A 20,215-nucleotide genomic window follows, 5' to 3' on the forward strand; every position below is an offset into this window, starting at 1 on the left:
AGGTTAATTTTATTAATTATGAAAAAAAATAAATATCTTTCTCTTTTTTTGTTATTTTCAGTTTCTTCTATTACATTAACATCTTGTGGAATAAAAAATGAATTAAAATTTGATTTATCAAAAGAACTTATAAATAAGTCAATACATTACTTAAACCAAGATGGACAAAACTTAGTTAGAAAAATTAGTGAACATAAGAATTTAAATAATGAATTTAAAAAACATATAAATTCTTTTTTAAATTCATTATCAAACTATGACAACAATAAAGAATACTATAATCAATATCTAAGTTTTCTTAATCAAATTATAGAAATACAAAATGATACATCGTTAATAAAACTTTCCGATACAGATCACTATATCGGTGATAAAAACATCCAAGCATTTTATAATCGAAGTTATAGTTATAATATACAAAATGAATTAAATCATATAATTTCCGTTGAACACAGCGATAATCCAAATAAGAATAAAATTCCTGATATTTACATCAAAGAACTCTCAAATATTTATTCAACTATCTTTGATTATAACAATCCGTTTCTTCTTTCATATGATACAAAAAATCAAAATAATGTAGATTCTGCATTACAAAAATCTTTTTATGATGACAATTATTTGGATACAAAATGAAATTTTGAAAACAATTTTTCTCCGAGAATACTAAATCCTGAAATTTTTGATCTGAAGACAAATAAATCACAGGAAATAATAAATTATTTGGACCCGATTAATACATATTTTCCTTTTCGTAAAATTTTGCGTTTTCAAATAAATGATGATTTAAAACAAAATGATTACTATATAAAAATTCAAAAAGAGAAATTAACTAGTGGTTCTATTTTTATTAGTTTTAAATTTGTTAAACAAAATAAACCAATCAGTTTTAATAAATATATTCAGCAAAGGTATGCTAAAAAACCTTTATTTGAAGTCAATAAACCACAAAGTACCTTATTTATAGATATTTCTAGATATTTAGAAAAAAACATAAAAAATAAGATGTTATTTTATATTTTCGCTTACGATGCCGATTCAAAAAATACTGAGGAAAAAATTTATGATTCTTTCTTGAAGAATCAAAACATTTGAAAATATCAACAACCTCAAAAAGAATCCATAAGAATTTTCCATCTAGAAAACACAATAATTTCATCTGAAACCTTTGATTTTACATCTGCTTTGGTTTATAATAAAAATGATAAATTGAAACAAGAGTATTATCGATTATTATCATTATTATATAATGGAAAATCTGCGCTTTCTTTGTTTGAAAACTATAAAAAATACAACAAATCAAATCCTTAATTTGATAAATCATTTAAAATTGGGATATATCAACCTTTTATGCATAATGCTTTATATAATAAAATCTGAATTTGAGTAATTTTGTAGTATAAAAATAATAAAATTTATATTTTGTAAATTTTTATCCCTTGTATATAGTAATAAAAAACTGTAAATATGATACACACGGAGCAGTTGTTAGTGTATAATTAAAAAGCAATTTTTATATCATTATTGTTAATATTAATTTAGAAAGGATAAAATGCCAACAACTAATCAGTTAGTTACAAATGGTCGTAGTTCAAAGGTTAAAAAGCAAAATGCGCCTGCTTTAAACCAAAGCTACAACTCATTAATTAAAAAATCAAAAAAAATGGCTTCTCCATTTAAGCGTGGTGTTTGTACTCGTGTTGCAACAATGACACCTAAAAAACCTAATTCAGCATTACGTAAATATGCTCGTGTTAAGTTATCAAATACAATGGAAGTTACAGCGTACATTCCAGGAGAAGGACACAACTTACAAGAGCACTCAGTGGTATTAATACGTGGTGGTCGTGTTAAGGACTTACCTGGAGTAAGATACCATATTGTTCGTGGAACACAAGATGCTGCTGGGGTTTCAAAACGTAATCAAGGTCGTAGTTTATACGGAACTAAAAAAGAAAAGAAATAAGCATAATAATTAATTTTAAACATAAGGAGGACAAATGTCAAGAAAGAAAAGTGCACCTATCCGTGAAGTACTTGCAGATCCAGTTTTTAATTCAGTAGTTGTTACAAAATTAATTAACCAAATTATGCTTGACGGAAAGAAATCTATCGCACAAGATATTTTATATTCAGCTTTTGAATTAATCAAAAGTAAAACTAACAAAGAGCCAATGGAAGTATTTTTAACTGCTGTTGAAAATATTACACCACAACTTGAAATTAGAACAAGAAGAATCGGTGGAACTAACTACCAAGTACCTACCGAAGTTCCTACTCGCAGAAAACAAACATTAGCATTAAGATGACTTGTTCAATATGCTAGATTAAGAAACGAAAAAACTATGGATGTTCGTTTAGCAAACGAAATCATTGATGCATCAAATAAAACTGGTGGAGCAATTAAAAAACGCGAAGACACCCACAAAATGGCAGAAGCTAACAGAGCTTTTGCACACTTTAGATGATAATCAGAGTTATAAAATAATATGGCAAGAGATTATGATTTAAAAGACTACCGTAATATCGGTATTATGGCCCACATTGATGCAGGAAAAACTACAACAACCGAAAGAATTTTATTCCATACAGGTAAAATCCATAAAATCGGGGAAACCCATGATGGTGGTTCTCAAATGGACTGAATGGATCAAGAAAAAGAAAGAGGAATTACCATCACATCTGCTGCTACAACAGCTTTTTGAAAAGGTAAAAGAATCAATATTATTGATACCCCTGGACACGTTGACTTCACCGTTGAAGTTGAACGTTCATTGCGTGTTTTAGATGGTGCAGTCGCTGTCTTAGATGCACAATCTGGTGTTGAACCACAAACTGAAACAGTATGAAGACAAGCAACAAACTACAAAGTTCCTAGAATAGTTTATGTAAACAAAATGGATAAAGCTGGTGCTGATTTTGCTGCTTCAGTTGCTTCTGTTAAACAACGTTTAGGTGGAAACGCTGTTGCTATTCAGTGACCAATTGGTGCTGAATCAGAATTCAAAGGAATTATCGACCTTGTAACTCGTGAAGCATATACATATAATGGCGAACCACAAGAAGAAGAATTTGCAACAGCAATCCCAGATGATCTTAAAGATATCGTTGAAATTAAACGTCAAGAGTTATTAGAAGCAGTTGCTGCTTTTGATGATGAATTAATGATGAGTGTTTTAGAAGGACATGAAGTTGAAATACCTGCTTTCAAAGAAGCAATTCGTAAAGCAACTTTATCTTCCGAATTCTTCCCGGTAGTGTGTGGAACATCATTTAAAAATAAAGGTGTAAAAAAGATGATTGATGCTGTTGTTGATTATCTACCATCACCTGTTGATATTCCAGCAATCAAAGCACATGATAACGAGCATGAAGTTAGTGTTGAAGCAACCGATGATGGTGAATTTGCCGCATTAGCTTTTAAAGTTATGAACGATCCTTTTGTTGGTTCTTTAACTTTCTTCCGTGTATACCGTGGAGTTTTAACAAAAGGGAGTTATGTATATAACTCTACTAAGGGAGAAAAAGAAAGAATCGGACGTGTATTGCAAATGCATGCCAACAGTCGTGTCGAAATTGATGAATGTCGTGCCGGAGATATTGCTGCAGCTGTAGGTTTAAAATATACTACAACTGGGGACACTTTAGTTAATGAAAAAGGTGCGAAAATCATCTTAGAAAAAATGGTGTTCCCCGAACCTGTTATTTCTCAAGCTCTCGAACCTGAATCAAAAGCAGCTACCGAAAAACTTTCAATCGGATTACAAAAATTAGCTGCTGAAGATCCAACCTTTAGAACATATACCGATGATGAAACAGGTCAAACAATTATCGCTGGTATGGGTGAATTGCACCTTGATATTATTGTAGATCGTTTAAAACGTGAATTCGGAGTTCAAGCAAAGGTTGGTGCTCCACAGGTTTCTTACCGTGAAACAATCACAAAAACAGCAGATGTCGAAGGAAAACATATTAAACAATCAGGTGGTAAAGGGCAATATGGTCATGTTTGATTAAAATTTGAACCAAATCCTGATGGTGGTTTTGAATTTGTTGATAAAATTGTTGGTGGAAAAATCCCTAAAGAATACATTAAATCAATTCAAAAAGGACTTGAAGAAAAAATGGCTGCAGGAATTTTAGCAGGATATCAAATGATTGACATTAGAGCAACATTATTTGATGGTTCATACCATGATGTCGATTCATCTGAATTAGCATACAAAATAGCAGCTTCTAAGGCCTTAACAAAAGCAAAAGATATGATTGGGACTGTTTTATTAGAACCTATTATGGATGTTGCGGTTGTTGTTCCATCAGATCATATGGGAGATGTTATCGGTGATTTATCACGTCGTAGAGGACTGGTGAATGATCAAGAACAAAGAAGCGATGGTGCAGTTGTTGTTAAAGCAATGGTTCCGCTTGCTGAAATGTTTGGTTATTCAACCGAACTTAGATCAATGACTAGTGGACGTGGTACATATCAAATGCAATTTGATCACTATGAAAAAGCACCAAAAAACATTGCTGATGAAATTATTAAACGTAGAAATATTCAATCTAAAGACGAAGATTAATATTAACAATTTCATAAAATAATAACAAAACACAAGAAATTTTCTTGTGTTTTGTTATCTTAGATATGGATTTTATGTTTACTTACAACTTATTTCAATATCATTATATCTACTTTATTTTTAGTAGAAGACTTATAAATACATACTAATAACAAATAAATAAAAATTACTTTTTTGCATTATATTTTAAATATAAAAAAGTAACAAAACAAATTTATAATGCAACGCAAATGATACATTATACAAAATTTAATACGCATAAAGAAAGAATTTAATATAATTTAATAATATGAAAATAGACAAATCAAAAATTAAAAATTTTTCAATCATCGCACATATTGATCATGGTAAAAGTACCCTCGCTGATCGCATTCTTGAAATAACTAACACTGTTGCAACAAGAGAATTAAAAGAGCAATTTCTTGATTCAATGGATTTAGAAAAAGAGCGTGGAATTACTATAAAACTTAATGCAGTGCAAATTAAATATAAAGATTATATTTTTCATCTTATTGATACCCCTGGTCATGTTGATTTTACTTATGAAGTTTCACGTTCCTTGGCAGCTTCTGAAGGTGCTTTGTTACTAGTTGATGCAACACAAGGCATTGAGGCACAAACTCTTGCAAATGTATATCTTGCTCTAGAAAACAACCTTGAAATAATTCCGGTAATTAATAAAATTGATTTGTCATCTGCAGATGTGGAAGGTGTTAAAAAAGAAATTGAAGATGTTATCGGGATACCAACCGAGAATGCTGTATTAGTATCAGCAAAAACAGGATTAGGGGTAGATAAGTTACTTGAAGCAATTATAAAATATATCCCGTCTGCAAAAGATGCTGATGATGATAAACCATTAAAAGCTTTAATTTTCGATAGTTATTTTGATCCATACCGTGGTGTTGTAATGTTAGTTCGGATTTTTGAAGGGATTTTAAAAGTAGGTGATAAATTTAAATTTATGTCTCGAAACGATGAGAACAATCGCTATCATGTAATCGAATTAGGGGTCAGAAATCCTTATGAAACTAAAAAAGAGGTGTTACAAGCAGGTGAAGTAGGTTGAGTTTCTGCAGCCATCAGAGATGCTAAGGAAGTTAATGTCGGTGATACCATTACACATTTAGAAGAACCAACTCAAAATGCTTTACCTGGTTATAAGAAAATGAAACCTGTTGTTTTTACCGGATTTTATCCAGTTGATACACGAGATTATTCACTACTTAAAGAGAGCTTAGAAAAAATTTCTTTAAGTGATTCATCAATAAGTTGAGAACAAGAAACATCCAAAGCATTAGGATTTGGATTTCGTGTTGGTTTTTTAGGACTTTTACATATGGAAATCCTACAAGAACGATTAGATCGTGAATATAAAGTTGGTATCATTGCAACTTCTCCAAGTGTAGAATATAAAGTTACCACCACCAAAGGTGAAATAGAAATGATCGCCAATCCTACCTTACTCCCTGATCGAACATTTATTGAAAAAATCGAAGAACCTTATGTGCAAGCACAAATTTTTATCCCTAACGACTATATCGGTAATGTAATGGAATTATGTCAAAACAAGCGTGGGATATATAAGTCGCTTGAAATAATAGATTCTAAGCGTTCTAATGTAATTTATGAACTACCATTGGCTGAAACTATTTTTGATTTCTTTGACCGTCTTAAATCAACTACCAAGGGCTATGCTTCATTTGAATATGAATGATTAGGATATCGTGAAAGTGATTTAGTAAAAGTAGATATTTTACTTAACGGGGATAAAGTTGATGCTTTTTCAATTATATGTCATCGTGATCGAGCTTATGAACAAGCTCGACAATTATGTGTTAAACTAAAGGATGCTATTCCTAGACAAAACTTTGAAGTCCCTGTGCAAGCAACAATCGGTGGAAAAATTATCGCTCGCGAAACTATTAAGGCTTATCGAAAAGATGTTACTGCTAAGTTATATGGTGGAGATGTAACTCGAAGACAAAAGTTACTTAAAAAGCAAAAGGAAGGTAAAAAACGTATGAAAAAACTTGGTAGCATCGAAGTTCCACAAGAAGCCTTCTTATCAATTTTAAAAACTAATATAGAAACAAAAAAATAGGAGAAATATGAATAAAAAAGATGATTTTTATGAATATGTTAATGCAGAATGATTAAAAACTGCTAAAATACCAGAAGATCGTTCATCAATCGGATCTTTTGTTGAGTTAGAGTTAAATTTAGAAAAATTACTTAAGAACTTAATTTCACAATGATCATTAGGTAAACAAGAATTGCCAAAAGATCATCCGATGATGTCTGATTTAGTAAAATTTTATCAACTCATTATTAATTCAAAAAAAAGAAATGAATTAGGCTGACAACCTGTTCGTAATTTTTTAGATAGAATATATCAATTTAACTCTTTTAATGATATTTTCAATGCAAATCGTGATGTGTGATTAAATTACAATTTCTTACCATTAGAATTACAAATTTATGAAGATTTTGCAGATAATGATAAAAGAATTTTGTGACTTGATTCAGTTTCAGTAATCTTGCCATCTAAGGAAACTTATGAGCAACCAAAAGAAAAAGAAAAATTACTTAATGCATGAAAAAATATGGTAAATGATTTACTTTTAGATTACGGTTTTGCTCAGCAAAAAGTAAATATAATGATTGAAAATGCGATTGCTTTTGATGATATTTATAAAGACCACATTCTTTCATCAGTCGAACAAGCAGATTATGTTTCCTTATATAATCTGAAAACCAGAGAAGAACTAAGTTCATTTTCTAAAAAATATGACTTTTTGAGACTATTAGACTTAATTATTGGACAAAAAGTATCAGAAGCATCAATTCCAAACCTAAGACTTTTTGCTAAGTTTGATGAAATTTTTAATGAAGTAAACTTTGAAAAATTCCGTGATTCAATGTTTATTAAAAATATGCTAGCAACTACAACTTATTTATCAGAAGAAATAAGAATTAAAGCAACCGAGTATGCTAATGCAGTAAATTCAGTGGCAAAAGTAAGAGAATTAAATGATTTTGCATATGATTTAACCAGCAAGTTCTTTGGAATGCCACTCGGAATGTTCTATGCTGATAAATATTTTGGATCAAAAGCTAAAGCAGATGTGGAAAATATGATTGCATCTATGATTGATGTATACAAAGATAGTTTATTACATAACAGTTGACTATCAAAAGAAACAATTCAAAAAGCAATCTTAAAACTTGAAAAATTTGAACCAATGGTAGGTTATCCAGAAAAAATTCGTCCATATTATGCTAAATTTAAGGTAAAAACATATCAAGATGGTTCTAATATTTTTGAAAACATTAAGGAATTTAACAAACATATCAGTGAATATCAATTATCCTTATATCATAAATCAGAAGATAAAAAACTTTGGGGTATGACACCCGCTACAATTAATGCTTACTATAATCCGATGCGAAATCAAATTGTTTTTCCTGCTGCGATATTAGCATCTCCTTTTTATGATATAAATCAGTCTAAGTCAGCTAATTTCGGTGGAATCGGGGTTGTTATCGCACATGAAATTTCACATGGTTTTGATAACAATGGGGCACAATTTGACGAAAACGGTAAGTTAAACAACTGATGAACTGCAAATGACTTAAATGAATTTAAAAAACGCACACAAGCTGTTATTGATCTTTATGACGGAACAGAGACAGAATATGGTAAAGTGAATGGAAAATTAACAGTTTCTGAAAATATCGCAGATTTAGGTGGATTTGATTGTGCTTTAAAAGCAGCTCAAAAATATCCTGATTTTGATGCACATGCATTCTTTGAAAACTGAGCTACTGTTTGACGATCAATTTATAAAGAAGGTAGAGCAAAAAGACTACTTGATTCAGATGTACATGCTCCAACCAAAGTACGTGCAAATAAAGTTTTATCTAATAACGAATTATTTTTAAAAACCTATGATATAAAAGATGGTGATCAAATGTATTTATCACCTGAAAAGCGCATTAAAATTTGATAAAAATATCCACTTATGTGGATATTTTTATACAAAAAACAACCCTAGGTGGTTGTTTGCAATAAATTTTTAAAGCTCTAAAATAAGTAAGGAAATTAAACTAATTCAATTAAGGCCATTCGAGTATTATCACCCAATCGTTTTGGTAATTTAATAATTCTTGTGTATCCACCGTTTCTTTGTGCATATTTAGGTGCTACTGTGTCAAATAAATGTTTAAGAACATTTTTGTTACCTTCAACTTTAATATCGCGAACATATGAAGCTACTGCACGTCTGTTTGCTAAGGTAGGGGTTTTTGCTTTTTGAATCATACGTTCAGCATGTCTGCGAACTTCTTTTGCACGGGTTAAGGTTGTTGTTAGATGTCCATGAGCTATCAACTCACTAACTAATGAACGCATTACACCAGTTCTTCATTTTGTATCACGTGAATAGATTTGTTTTGGATTTGCCATATTATTCAACTCCTTCTTTTAAAATAATACCTTGCTCAGCGAGTTTTTTGACGATTTCTTCAATAGATTTTTTACCTAAGTTTTTAATGTTTTCAAGGTCTTCAAGTTTCATTGCAGCAAATTCACTAAGTTTGCGTTTATTAGCTTTTTTAAGTGCATTATATGAACGAACACTTAAACCAAGTTGTGAAATATCAATATCATCATCAGGTTTTTCTTCTTCAACTTGTTTTGGTTCTTCAAAGATTTTTACATCTTCCATACTATCAACATTACCGATAACAGCGAATAAACCGATTAAAATTTCTGATGCAGATTTAATCGCTTGTTTTGCTGAAACCGTTCCGTTTGTCTTAATATTTAATTCAAGTTCTTCTTCAATCTTGGGTGATGATGAGTTTAGTTCTCTTTGTGTATATCATACTTTTTCAATTGGAGAAAAATCAGAATCAACTGCGATATATTCAGCCTTTTTAATATCTGTATCTAACGAAACTTTGATTTGCGGATTTAGTAAAAGAACTTTATTCTCCTCAAATGAAACAAATCCACGTCCTGCACGTAAAAACATTTCTAATTTTAATGCATTTGGATTCACTACTTCTGCAATGTGTACTGATGGATCAATAACACGAACACCAGGGTTTGAAATCTGCATTTTTCCTGCTGTTAATACACCTGATTCATCTGCTACCAATTTAACCTTAACAATTTCATTATCTGAAACAATATTAGGATCATAAGTGAATTTAACCTTACGCAAATTCATAATCAAACTTGGAACATCTTCTACAACTTCTTTAATTGTAGAAAATTCATGCTCTACCCCTTCGATGCGAACACAAAACGGTGCAAGCGAAGTAGTAGATGAAAGCAATACACGTCTTAATGCAACTCCTAATGTGTTTGCATAACCTCTTTCGAGTCCTTGTAAGGTGAATGTGGTTTCATTATCGTCTGTTTCTCTAAATACTGGTTTTTTTCTATAAGATAATTGTTTCATCTTTTCCATATCGAGACTCCTTTAAATACTATGGTATTAATTATTTTTTTGCACGTTCACGTTTTAAAATACGTTTTGGAGGTCTAGTACCATTATGCGGAACAGGTGTAACATCTTTGATTTCAGTAACTGTAATTCCAGCAACTTCGATTTGTTTTCTAGCAGCATCTTTACCTGCTCCTAGTCCTTTTAATTCAACCTTGACTGTCTTCATTCCGTGTTCTTTTGCAGCTTCCGCGGCTGCTTGTGCTGCTAAACCTGCAGCATATGGAGTTTTTTTCTTGGTTCCTTTATAACCAATTGCTCCTGCTGATGATCAAGCAATTACATCACCTTTTTCATCTGTGAAAGTAACAATAGTGTTTTGATTTGTTGAGTGAATATGTGCTATTCCACTAACAATATTTTTCTTTTTTGATTTACGAGCCATTATTTACCTTTCTTTCCTGCTACAGTTTTTCTTGGACCTTTACGGGTACGAGCATTCTTTTGGGTTGATTGACCACGAACTGGTAATCCTTTACGGTGTCTGATCCCACGGTAGCATTTAATTTCCATTAAACGTTTAATGTTTAAAGTTACTTCTCTGCGTAAATCACCTTCGGTGGTATATACTTTTGCAGCTTCACGAATTCTTGATAATTCTTCTTCACTTAGATTTTTAACACGAGCATCTTCACTTACTTTTGCAGTTTTACAAATTTCTTTTGCTAAGGTTCTTCCAATTCCATAAATATAAGTTAATGAAACAACTACACGCTTATCATTTGGAATTTCAACATTTAAAATTCTAGCCATTTAACTTTCCTTTCTTATTAACCTTGTCTTTGTTTGTGTTTTGGATGAATACAAATCACACGGTTTACACCTTTACGTTTAATGATCTTACAATCTTTGCAAATACTCTTTACACTTGCTCTAACTTTCATAGTTTCTCCTTTTATTTATGACGATAGACAATGCGTCCTTGTGTCAAATCATAAGGACTCATTTCTACATCAACTGTATCACCAGGTAAAATACGAATATGATTTACACGCATTTTACCTGAAATATGAGCTTTAATTAGGGCACCGTTATCGCTTAATTCAACTGTATATAAGTCTGTTGTATGAGCTTCTTTAACGACTGCTTTAAATTTAATTGCGTCTTTTGCCAAATTATATTCCTTTCGTTAGAACGACACCATGAAAATCCTTTATTAAAACGGTATGTTCATAATGGGCTGTATTTGTTTTATTAGCGCTAATAACAGTTCAACCATCTGATAAAATTTTAATATGTGGAGTTTGAATTATCATTGGTTCAATACAAAGAACCATACCGTTTTTTAATAATGGACCACTTCCTTTATGTCCTGTATTATTAACATTTGGATCTTGATGGAGATGACTTCCAATACCATGACCACAAAACTCAACAGGTGTATATAATCCGTTTTTTTTGATATACCTACCTATTGCAGCACTGATGTCACCAACTCGAGCGCCTCTTTTAATTGCTTTTAATCCTGCTTCAAAGGCTCCTTTTGCAACATCAATAAGTTTTTGGTCAGATGCAGATACATTACCAATAGCTTTGGTAAATGCACTATCACTATTAAACCCCTGTCAGATGCAACCGATATCAACACTAACTAAGTCACCATCTTTTATAATGTAATTATTAGGGATTCCGTGGATCAATTGTTCATTTACAGAGATGCATGTGGTTGCAGGAAAACCATATAAACCTAAAAAAGCTGGTTTAGCACCCCTTTTAGTAATTTCTTTAAAAGCTAATTGATCAATTTCTTTTAAAGAAACCCCTGGTCTTATGAAATCTCACAAAATTTGTTTTACTTCTGCCAAGATTTTACAACTTTTGGTAATTTTTTTGACTTGTTCTTCGTTTAAAATTTGAATCAATACTACCTCCAGATGTACTTTTGAAAACAAAAAAATGATACTTTTTCAAAAGTATCATAATTTTATCATCTTATTTTAAAATGAGAAGCAATTTCATTAGCAACTTCTTCAGGATCGCCTTCACAAGCAAAAGTTAGTAATTCACCTGTTTTTTTATAATATTCTAATAATGGTTTAGTTTGTTCATCGTATATTTTAAGACGGTTTTTAATTTTTTCAGGCTTGTCATCATCGCGTGAATAAAGCCTTCCACCATCAATATCGCAATAATCGGGAACGAAACTTCTTTTGAATTTTATATGATAACCTGTCCCACAAATTTCGCAAGCAAGTCTACCAGATAAACGTTCCATTATTATTTTTTCAGAAGCAGTTAATAATATAACTTTGAATTTTAAATTAGGAATTTGTTTTAGAAATTCTGCTTGTGCAATAGTACGTGGATAACCGTCTAAAATAAAAAACTTATTTTCTGCTCGTAGTTTCAAAATTGCATTTTTAACTATTTCATTTGTGATTTCATCAGGAACATATCCACCTGAGTTTACATAATATTCTACTTTCTGACCAAGTTGTGTTTTATTATGGATTTCTTGACGAAAAATATTTCCGGTAGATAAATGTATTCATTCGGTTTTCTTAGCAAAAACTCCTGCTACAGTTCCCTTACCTGCTCCAGGTTGTCCCATTAAAATTATATTTGTATCTATTTTTCCTATCATAATAATCCTGTTCCCATCTTCTTATCATCGTCTGATTTATCAGAATTTAAATTTTCAAAATTTTCGAGAGTAAGTCGTTTTGCCTTAGATAATTTGTTGCTCATACGACGTGCTTTAAGTTGTCCGAGTGTTTCAAGTGAAGTTGATACCAAAATCATTAAACCTGTTCCACCAAAAGCAATTGCTTGAGGAAGTATATGAGCCATAATTGCAATAAATTGCATACTTCCTAGAATTACTAAGTAAAGTGATGAAAATACACTTAAACGAAAAACTATAGCAACTAAATAATCTTGCGTTTCTTCACCAGGACGCACCCCAGGAATAAATGTAGAGTTTTTAGTAAAATCTTCTGCTATTTTATCAACTTTTGATTGCTGAATTCCCATTAACACTGAAAACACTAACACTATTACAATTAACAAAGTAAATCCAATCGGTTGAGTGAATTGTAAATTTGTGTTTATTCAAAATTTGGCAGCACTATGTTGTGGTAAAACATTAGCGATCATTGTAGGAAATGATAAAACTAACATTGCAAAAATTATAGGCATTATCCCGCCCGGATTCGCTTTAATTGGTAATTTACCCATTTCCTTACGACTCTTTGAGCGTCCTGCTCCGACTTGTTGAATCGGCACATGTCTTTCCGAAACATATACAATTGCAATTATTACAATTGTTAAAATATAAACTAATAAATAACTAATAAAGCTTATTATGCCTTTCATTATTCCACTTTCAGCTAAATCACCTATATAATATAAAATTGCTGTATGAAACTGACGAGGTAACCTTGCTGCAATACCAGTAAAAATTAATAAACTAGTCCCGTTACCCACTCCTTTGTTGGTAATTTGTTCTGAAATAAAAAGTGCTAATAACGAAGCAGAAACTAAAATCATCGGAATTATAAAATATACTAATGCATTTTCACTAAAATACTGGGTTCCTGTAATTGAAATAAATACAGATGATGGACTCCCTGATGAAAGAGCTCTTGTTAAAAACACTGCCTGCGGATAAGCAATTGCTAATGTTACAAAACGGGTAATAACATTAATTTTCTTTCTTCCTTGTGGCCCACTTTGTGAAAGTTTGTAAATTGGTGGAACAAACTTTGATTGCAAAATCATCATTATCAAGGATGCATTAATAAAAGGACTAATCCCTAAGGCAAAAATCGAAAACTGACGCAAACCCCCACCACCAATTAAATTAAGAGTGTTTAAAAAAGCATTATTCGAAAGTTGACTTGGATCAGCAATCCGAATAAATGGTGCTGTAATAGTGGTTCCAAAAACAAAAACAGTAAGCATTATAATCGTAAAAATAATTTTTTTACTTAAATTTTTATTCTCTCAAAACTTTCTTCAGCCTTTAGATAGTTTATATCAAAGATTACTAAAAGTCAACAAATTTACTCCTTTATAAAAAACATTTTAATTATACCTTTTTTTATTAAATATGTGTGCTTAAAATAGTAAAGATATTTTACATTTTTGTCTATGTATCATACTTTTAAATATTATATTGTTTTAATTAATATAATTTCAAAAAACTAAATTGCTTTTAAATTTCTTATTATTTTAACGAAATTTGAAAGCAATTTTAAAAATTTATAAAACAAACATTATTTTGCTTTTCAATTTTAAATGTAGCGAAAATAATTATATAATTAAAATTATGAATGAGCAATATAATGCAAGTAGTATCCAACAATTAAAAGGTTTACAAGCGGTTCGTAAGCGTCCTGGAATGTATATTGGTGGAACTGATGTAAATGGTTTACACCATCTTGTCTGAGAAATTGTAGATAATGCAATTGATGAAGCTTTGGCTGGTTATGCAAACAAAATAGCAGTATTTTTAAGAACAGATGGTTCGGTAAAAGTTACAGATAATGGTCGAGGAATCCCAGTAGATAAGATAAAAGATGACGATCGCAGTGCTGTAGAAGTTGTTTTTACTGAATTACATGCTGGTGGAAAATTCGATTCAAGTGCTTATAAAACATCAGGCGGTTTACACGGTGTTGGTTCAAGTGTTACCAATGCTTTGTCAACTCAATTAATAGCAACTGTAGCAAGAAATGGTAAATTATATCGCACTGTTTTCGAAGGTGATAATATTAAAGAGCGAACCCATGAAGTAGGAAAGAGCAAGGAGACAGGGACATCGGTTGAATTTTGACCCGATTATCATTTCTTTAAACGTGCTAAATTAAATATAGATACAATTTCTGAACGTTTAAAGGAAAGTGCTTTTTTAATCTCTAATTTAGAAATTAGAGTTGTTGATGAAAACATCGGTTTTGATGAAACTTATCAGTATAATAATGGTATTCAAGCATTTATTGATTTTCTAAATGATTCCAAAACACCTTTAACTAAGGCGATTTCATTTAAAGACACCAAAAAAGACATTGAAGTTGAATTTGGTTTTCAATGAACTGATTCGTATTCGAATTTGTTATTAAGTTTCGTTAATAATGTTAAAACTCGCGATGGTGGTAGTCACGAAATTGGATTACGTAATGCTTTTAACAAAATAGTTAATGAATACGCCTTGAAAGAAGGTTTTTTAAAAGGCAAAAACATCTTTGATTCTGAAGAAATCAAGGAGGGCCTTACTTGTGTTATTTCGCTCAAAATTCCTGAACATCTTTTAGAATTTGTTGGACAAACAAAAGACAAATTAGGAACACCTGAAGCAAAGAATATTAGTGAAGAAATTGTTTCAAAATACTTGCAAAAATGAATTGAAGATAATAAAAATCAATTTAAGAAAGTTTTGGAAAAAATTAAACGTGCATATGAAATCCGACTTGAAGAACGTAAGCGTCGCGATGAAGCAAGACAATCTAAGAAGTCACTAAAAGAAAAAAGTATTATAAGTGACAAATTAACTCCAGCGACATCAAAAAAGGCTTCTGAAAGAGAGTTATTTATTGTCGAAGGCGATTCAGCAGGGGGATCTGCTAAAAGTGGTCGTGATCGTCATTATCAAGCGATTTTACCTCTGCGCGGAAAGGTTATAAATTCTGAAAAGAAAAGTATTATTGATTTACTTAAAAATAATGAAATAGCAACTATTATCAATGCAATTGGTGCTGGTTTTGCCAAGGATTTTGATTTAAATAAATGCAATTACAATAAAATAGTTATTATGACGGATGCTGACACCGATGGGGCACATATTCAAATTTTATTACTTACTTTTTTTTACCGTTTTATGAAACCTTTAATTGAAGCAGGTAAAGTTTATATCGCAATTCCTCCGTTATATAAAATTACTAATAAAAGCAAAAAAAACATTTTATATGCTTGAGATGAAAATGATTTAAGGGATATATTAACAAAACAAAAAGGTGCTATCGAACTACAAAGATATAAAGGGCTCGGTGAGATGAATGCTGATCAATTATGAGAAACTACAATGAATCCACAAACACGTACATTAATTAAAATTAGTATCGAAGATGCTTCACTTGCTGAAAGAAGGGTTTCAATTTTAATGGGTGAAGATTCATCAAAACGCAAGCAGTGAATTGATAGTAACATTGATTTTTCAGAAGAAGATTTGGATTTTATAGAAAAAATGAAAAAAATAACAAAAAAACACTAAAAATTTACTTATTTTGTTATTTATTATGATATATTAATATTTTTTGTTGTATAATAAAATTCCTAAGTGTATTGTCAAATGTGCTTAGGATTCATTATTGATATCAAAATACTTAATACTTAGTAAAATCAAAATATTCATTTAAATATCAAATCTATGTTCTATTATTTTATTCGTAAATTTTCATTTAAATTTTTACTCAATAATTCATAAAATTATTTAGTTTATTTATGTTCTCTCTTTTCATTCAGTTTTCGTTAACAAAATTTCTCTTTCATTATTCTTTGTTATCTCGTTATAATTTTTCACATAATTTAATTTCTTTCTTATATTTTGTTTAAACTCTATATAATATAAATTGAAAACTGTAAATTAAAAATTTTAAAAGTAGTCAAATTTTTGACTACTTTTTTATACATATAAATAACTACCTTCTAAGTTTTATAACATCTTTTCAAACATACGGAATAGAATTTGGTGTACTTCTAAGTTTTGTAATATATACAATATGATTATCTTTGTTTATTTGTGTCATAGAAAACTTTTCAATATCCAACTTGTATTTAACTTGTTTAAAAGCAAATTCTGCATCTTCTACCTCTTTTAAAACTTTTTTTCCCTTTATCAATATCATTTTTCCACCAACTCTGATAAGGTGAAAGGCAACTAAAATTAATGTTTGGATATCTGCAACAGCACGGGCTGTTACAATATCGTATATATTTTTTTGTTTTTGTTCCTCAACTCGTTTTTTATAAACTTTAATATTAGTAATATTTAATTCTTTAATAACAAGATTTAAAAAATCACAACGTTTTGTTAGTGGTTCATAGATATCAAGTTGAAAATTAGAATTTAAGTTAGCAATAAAATAAGGAACTGATGGAAAACCTACACCTGCACCGATATCTAATACATTGCATTTATTAAACACTTTCATTATTTTGTCCATAAATGCTAGGGATTCCAGGATCCCTTCACTTCATAAACGATCATCGGAAAAACCCGTTAAGTTCATTACTTTATTTTTTTCTTCTATTAAATTGACATATTTATCAAGTTTTTCAAAGTCTCAACCTTTTTGATAACACAACTTTTGCACATATTCTTTTGAATCCATAATAATATTTTAACTTATTCAAAGTTTCTTTGTATTAAATTTTCAAATTATAAAATTTTATTATAATATCAAAAAAAGATATTTGAAAGGACAGTTATGAAATTTGATACAATTTCGCTTGCAATCGTCTTTGCTTTAGCATCCTTGGCTTTATTTATTTATGCAACTAAAAAGTTATCTACATCATTAAAAAGTATCGGTGATTCAAAATTTCGTAAGGTGATAAAATTTATAACTAAAAATAACTATATTGCTTTGCTGGTAGGGATTCTATTCACAACTTTTATCCAATCTTCGGATGGTGCAATCGCATTAATAATGGGACTTTTAGCAGCACGATTTATAAGTTTAAGAGCAGCTATTGCCTTTTTACTCGGTGCAAATATAGGAACTGCAACAACATCCTTGATCGTTTCATTTCAATCAAGTTTTAAATTTACTGAATACTTTATTTTATTTATGGTTATCGGAGTGTTTGGTTCATTACTCACCAAAAAAGATAGATGACAAAACATTTTTTTGCTAGCAATAGCAATAGGAATGGTATTTTTATCACTAAAAATAATGTCATCTGCAGCAAAAGAAATTGTAAAACAAGATTTCTTTAAGAAAACCTTGTCTGTTGCTGGAGCAAATCCATGATCAGCATTCTTGTTTTCTTTTGTTCTTACTGGGATTTTACAATCTTCTAGTGCAACTGTTACTTTATATCAAATTGTCTTTAAAGAGCAAGATACATTACAAATTTATTCAGCTATCGCCTTAGTTCTTGGTGCTAATTTAGGAACAACCATAACCGGTTTAATAGTTTCTTTCACATCTAAAAATAATAATTCTAAGAAAATTGCTATCTTATGAGGATTTACTAATTTATCAATTGCCTTACTTATCTTACCTTTCTTATATCCTTTGACTTATTATGCAGACTTTATATTATTAATGGCACCCACACAAAAGGCCTTGCAATTATCCTTGGCTCACTTGTTCTTTAACTTTATCCTAGTTGGTATTTTCTTTTGGTTAATTAAATATCTTGAATTATTTGTAAATAAGATTATAAAAGATAAAAATATAAACAAAGAATTTGAAATTATTCTGCCTGCTCAACTGATTAATGAAAACCCATCATTGGCACTAAAGGCTGCTAAAAATGCCTTGTATACCCAAGGTAAAATTTCTCAAAAAGGAATGAAATTGCTTTGAGAATATATAAAAAGTGGAGATCAAAAAATTTTGAAGGAATACCATCACTTGGAAGAAGTTATTGATAATACACGGACATTAATATATAACTATTTAGTTCAGCTTAACAGTCGCAATTTGAATAACGACGATGCTAAGTTACATTTATCATTAATTCTTTCAAGTCGTTCAGTTGACAAAATAATGGGATTAGGAAACGATGTTATCTTAGAGTTAAATAAAACTTATATATCAAAATCAACACAAAAATTCGACTTAGATAGCGAAATAATAACTGAAATAAGTCAATTAGTAGAATCTTTGCAGACTTTGTTAAAAAATTCAATCAGACAATTAGAAAACCAAACTGATGAAAGAAGTAATTTTATTGATAAACTATACACAAATATTAATAGTTTATCGGATGAATTCACTAAAGTAAATGTTGAACGTTTGAAAACACAAAATGGACAAAAGCAACTTGATAAAGATTTTGATTATGGTATTTTATTGAGAACCATTGAAAGAATTGCACATCACTGTCAAAGAATAAATCATTATATTAAAAACACTAGACTTAATATTTATGATATTTCACTTGATGAACAAAAAAACTTTGTTGATGTTTAGGGAATTTGCATATTTTATATGCTTTTGTATTTTTCGTTTTATCAGAATAATTGTGTAAAATTATATCAAGTCAAAAAGGAGATGAAATGAGTAGAACATTGATAAAATTAGGTGATCCTATAACAGGTTTATCAGGTGTTATAGGTATTCCGGTTCAAAGTTATAATATCCCTCCTAATTATCACAAAATAATAGATGCAAGGTTAGAAAGCACGGGATATGATAATGAATTAAAAAAAGAAAAAAATAATCATATTCTTGAAATGACTGGTGAATTATATTTATTTGAAAAATCACTTCCTGACTTTCTTAATTCAAGCATGTCATTAAATGAACTAATGAGTAAGGTAAGTAAAAAAAATTTCAGCAAACTATTAAACAAATATGTAAGAAGATTAGTAGATGATAAAGTTATTTCAAGTAGTGATGCAAATTTAATTACAAACCAAAGTCCAAAAAAATTTAATGAAATGTATGATAAATTTCTTGGTGAATTAAGACTTTCTGTCGATAAATTGAAGCTACAGATACAAGAAAATATTAAGAAAGAAAAAAGAATAAGAAAAATTAATAGGGTATCTCTAGATGATGAAAAAGGATATAAAATAAATATTGAAGATGATATAGAAAATTCAAAAAAAATAACTATTAGGTTCTTTGAGGTTGAGAAAAAAATAGAGCAAATAAAACCTATTTTGAAACTCTTGAATGAGGGGGTTAAAAGTACTAATGATATATTATTAAAATTAAATTCTGCTTATCTTTCTCTTGCTGTTACTTCTACATTATCAGGAATTGTAGCATTTTTTATTCCAGTTGTTGGTGCTGTTTTAGGTGCTGGTTCTGCTTTTTCATTAATTGTTCTAACAGGGGTTATAATTTATTTTAAGACAAGAAAACAGAATTTTTTAGATAAAAATGCAGCATTAAAAAAAAATAATTTCACTTGATGATGGATCTAATGTTGAAGAATCAA

General features: G+C 30.0%; 19 protein-coding genes. 9 read left to right on the forward strand and 10 right to left on the reverse strand.

Annotation, left to right across the window (positions count from 1 at the left end; all coding sequences use genetic code 4):
- Positions 1-18: 18 nt before the first annotated feature.
- The 6 genes from ACXYRN_RS00805 to ACXYRN_RS00830 all read left to right on the forward strand — a co-directional run bounded on the left by ACXYRN_RS00805 (position 19) and on the right by ACXYRN_RS00830 (position 8,593).
- Complete coding sequence (locus ACXYRN_RS00805) at positions 19-1,311, forward strand: hypothetical protein (protein ID WP_458607317.1); 1,293 nt, start codon at positions 19-21, stop codon at positions 1,309-1,311.
- A 241-nt stretch (positions 1,312-1,552) separates the two neighbouring features.
- Positions 1,553-1,966 carry a 30S ribosomal protein S12 gene (gene rpsL / locus ACXYRN_RS00810; RefSeq protein WP_435129073.1) on the forward strand — a complete coding sequence of 138 codons (414 nt, stop codon included), beginning with the start codon at positions 1,553-1,555 and terminating at the stop codon, positions 1,964-1,966.
- A gap of 34 nt (positions 1,967-2,000) precedes the next feature.
- Complete coding sequence (gene rpsG / locus ACXYRN_RS00815; RefSeq protein ID WP_458607318.1) at positions 2,001-2,471, forward strand: 30S ribosomal protein S7; 471 nt, start codon at positions 2,001-2,003, stop codon at positions 2,469-2,471.
- A gap of 18 nt (positions 2,472-2,489) precedes the next feature.
- Positions 2,490-4,580: an elongation factor G gene (gene fusA, locus ACXYRN_RS00820; RefSeq protein WP_458607319.1), complete on the forward strand. Its 2,091-nt coding sequence runs from the start codon at positions 2,490-2,492 to the stop codon at positions 4,578-4,580.
- A 289-nt stretch (positions 4,581-4,869) separates the two neighbouring features.
- Complete coding sequence (lepA, locus tag ACXYRN_RS00825; protein ID WP_458597556.1) at positions 4,870-6,684, forward strand: translation elongation factor 4; 1,815 nt, start codon at positions 4,870-4,872, stop codon at positions 6,682-6,684.
- 7 nt (positions 6,685-6,691) lie between these two features.
- Positions 6,692-8,593 carry a M13 family metallopeptidase gene (locus ACXYRN_RS00830; protein ID WP_458607320.1) on the forward strand — a complete coding sequence of 634 codons (1,902 nt, stop codon included), beginning with the start codon at positions 6,692-6,694 and terminating at the stop codon, positions 8,591-8,593.
- 92 nt (positions 8,594-8,685) lie between these two features.
- Here the strand turns inward: ACXYRN_RS00830 and rplQ are convergent, their stop codons facing one another.
- From rplQ to secY, 9 genes are all read right to left on the reverse strand, one after another.
- Positions 8,686-9,048, reverse strand: coding sequence for a 50S ribosomal protein L17 (rplQ, locus tag ACXYRN_RS00835; protein WP_435129055.1), 363 nt, complete (start codon positions 9,046-9,048; stop codon positions 8,686-8,688).
- 1 nt (position 9,049) lies between these two features.
- Entirely contained in the window at positions 9,050-10,060 is a 1,011-nt protein-coding gene (locus ACXYRN_RS00840) for a DNA-directed RNA polymerase subunit alpha (RefSeq protein WP_458607321.1), read from the reverse strand.
- Between the two features lie 31 nt (positions 10,061-10,091).
- Positions 10,092-10,481 carry a 30S ribosomal protein S11 gene (gene rpsK, locus ACXYRN_RS00845; protein WP_435129049.1) on the reverse strand — a complete coding sequence of 130 codons (390 nt, stop codon included), beginning with the start codon at positions 10,479-10,481 and terminating at the stop codon, positions 10,092-10,094.
- Positions 10,481-10,849: a 30S ribosomal protein S13 gene (gene rpsM / locus ACXYRN_RS00850; RefSeq protein ID WP_435129046.1), complete on the reverse strand. Its 369-nt coding sequence runs from the start codon at positions 10,847-10,849 to the stop codon at positions 10,481-10,483. The genes rpsK and rpsM overlap by 1 nt, the downstream gene beginning before the upstream one ends.
- Positions 10,850-10,866: 17 nt before the next feature.
- Positions 10,867-10,980: a 50S ribosomal protein L36 gene (gene rpmJ, locus ACXYRN_RS00855; protein ID WP_435129043.1), complete on the reverse strand. Its 114-nt coding sequence runs from the start codon at positions 10,978-10,980 to the stop codon at positions 10,867-10,869.
- An 11-nt stretch (positions 10,981-10,991) separates the two neighbouring features.
- Positions 10,992-11,210 carry a translation initiation factor IF-1 gene (gene infA, locus ACXYRN_RS00860; RefSeq protein WP_435129040.1) on the reverse strand — a complete coding sequence of 73 codons (219 nt, stop codon included), beginning with the start codon at positions 11,208-11,210 and terminating at the stop codon, positions 10,992-10,994.
- A 1-nt stretch (position 11,211) separates the two neighbouring features.
- On the reverse strand, positions 11,212-11,958 hold the full coding sequence (gene map / locus ACXYRN_RS00865; RefSeq protein ID WP_458607322.1) for a type I methionyl aminopeptidase: 747 nt from the start codon (positions 11,956-11,958) through the stop codon (positions 11,212-11,214).
- A 62-nt stretch (positions 11,959-12,020) separates the two neighbouring features.
- Positions 12,021-12,680: an adenylate kinase family protein gene (locus ACXYRN_RS00870; protein WP_458597561.1), complete on the reverse strand. Its 660-nt coding sequence runs from the start codon at positions 12,678-12,680 to the stop codon at positions 12,021-12,023.
- Positions 12,674-14,098: a preprotein translocase subunit SecY gene (gene secY / locus ACXYRN_RS00875; protein WP_458597562.1), complete on the reverse strand. Its 1,425-nt coding sequence runs from the start codon at positions 14,096-14,098 to the stop codon at positions 12,674-12,676. Before secY ends, ACXYRN_RS00870 begins: the two co-directional genes overlap by 7 nt.
- Before the next feature lie 268 nt (positions 14,099-14,366).
- Between secY and ACXYRN_RS00880 the strand changes: the two genes are divergently transcribed.
- Positions 14,367-16,307 (forward strand): DNA gyrase/topoisomerase IV subunit B, encoded by a 1,941-nt coding sequence (locus ACXYRN_RS00880; protein WP_458607323.1) that lies wholly within the window; start codon positions 14,367-14,369, stop codon positions 16,305-16,307.
- Between the two features lie 427 nt (positions 16,308-16,734).
- Here the strand turns inward: ACXYRN_RS00880 and rsmG are convergent, their stop codons facing one another.
- Positions 16,735-17,427 carry a 16S rRNA (guanine(527)-N(7))-methyltransferase RsmG gene (rsmG, locus tag ACXYRN_RS00885; RefSeq protein ID WP_458607324.1) on the reverse strand — a complete coding sequence of 231 codons (693 nt, stop codon included), beginning with the start codon at positions 17,425-17,427 and terminating at the stop codon, positions 16,735-16,737.
- Positions 17,428-17,523: 96 nt separating this feature from the next.
- Here rsmG and ACXYRN_RS00890 point away from each other — a divergent pair, with 96 nt between their 5' ends.
- Together ACXYRN_RS00890 and ACXYRN_RS00895 are read left to right on the forward strand one after the other, a co-directional pair.
- Complete coding sequence (locus ACXYRN_RS00890; RefSeq protein WP_458597565.1) at positions 17,524-19,239, forward strand: Na/Pi cotransporter family protein; 1,716 nt, start codon at positions 17,524-17,526, stop codon at positions 19,237-19,239.
- Between the two features lie 86 nt (positions 19,240-19,325).
- Positions 19,326-20,201 carry a hypothetical protein gene (locus ACXYRN_RS00895; RefSeq protein WP_458597566.1) on the forward strand — a complete coding sequence of 292 codons (876 nt, stop codon included), beginning with the start codon at positions 19,326-19,328 and terminating at the stop codon, positions 20,199-20,201.
- Positions 20,202-20,215: the final 14 nt, after the last annotated feature.

Source organism: Mycoplasma sp. 4423, from assembly GCF_054353855.1.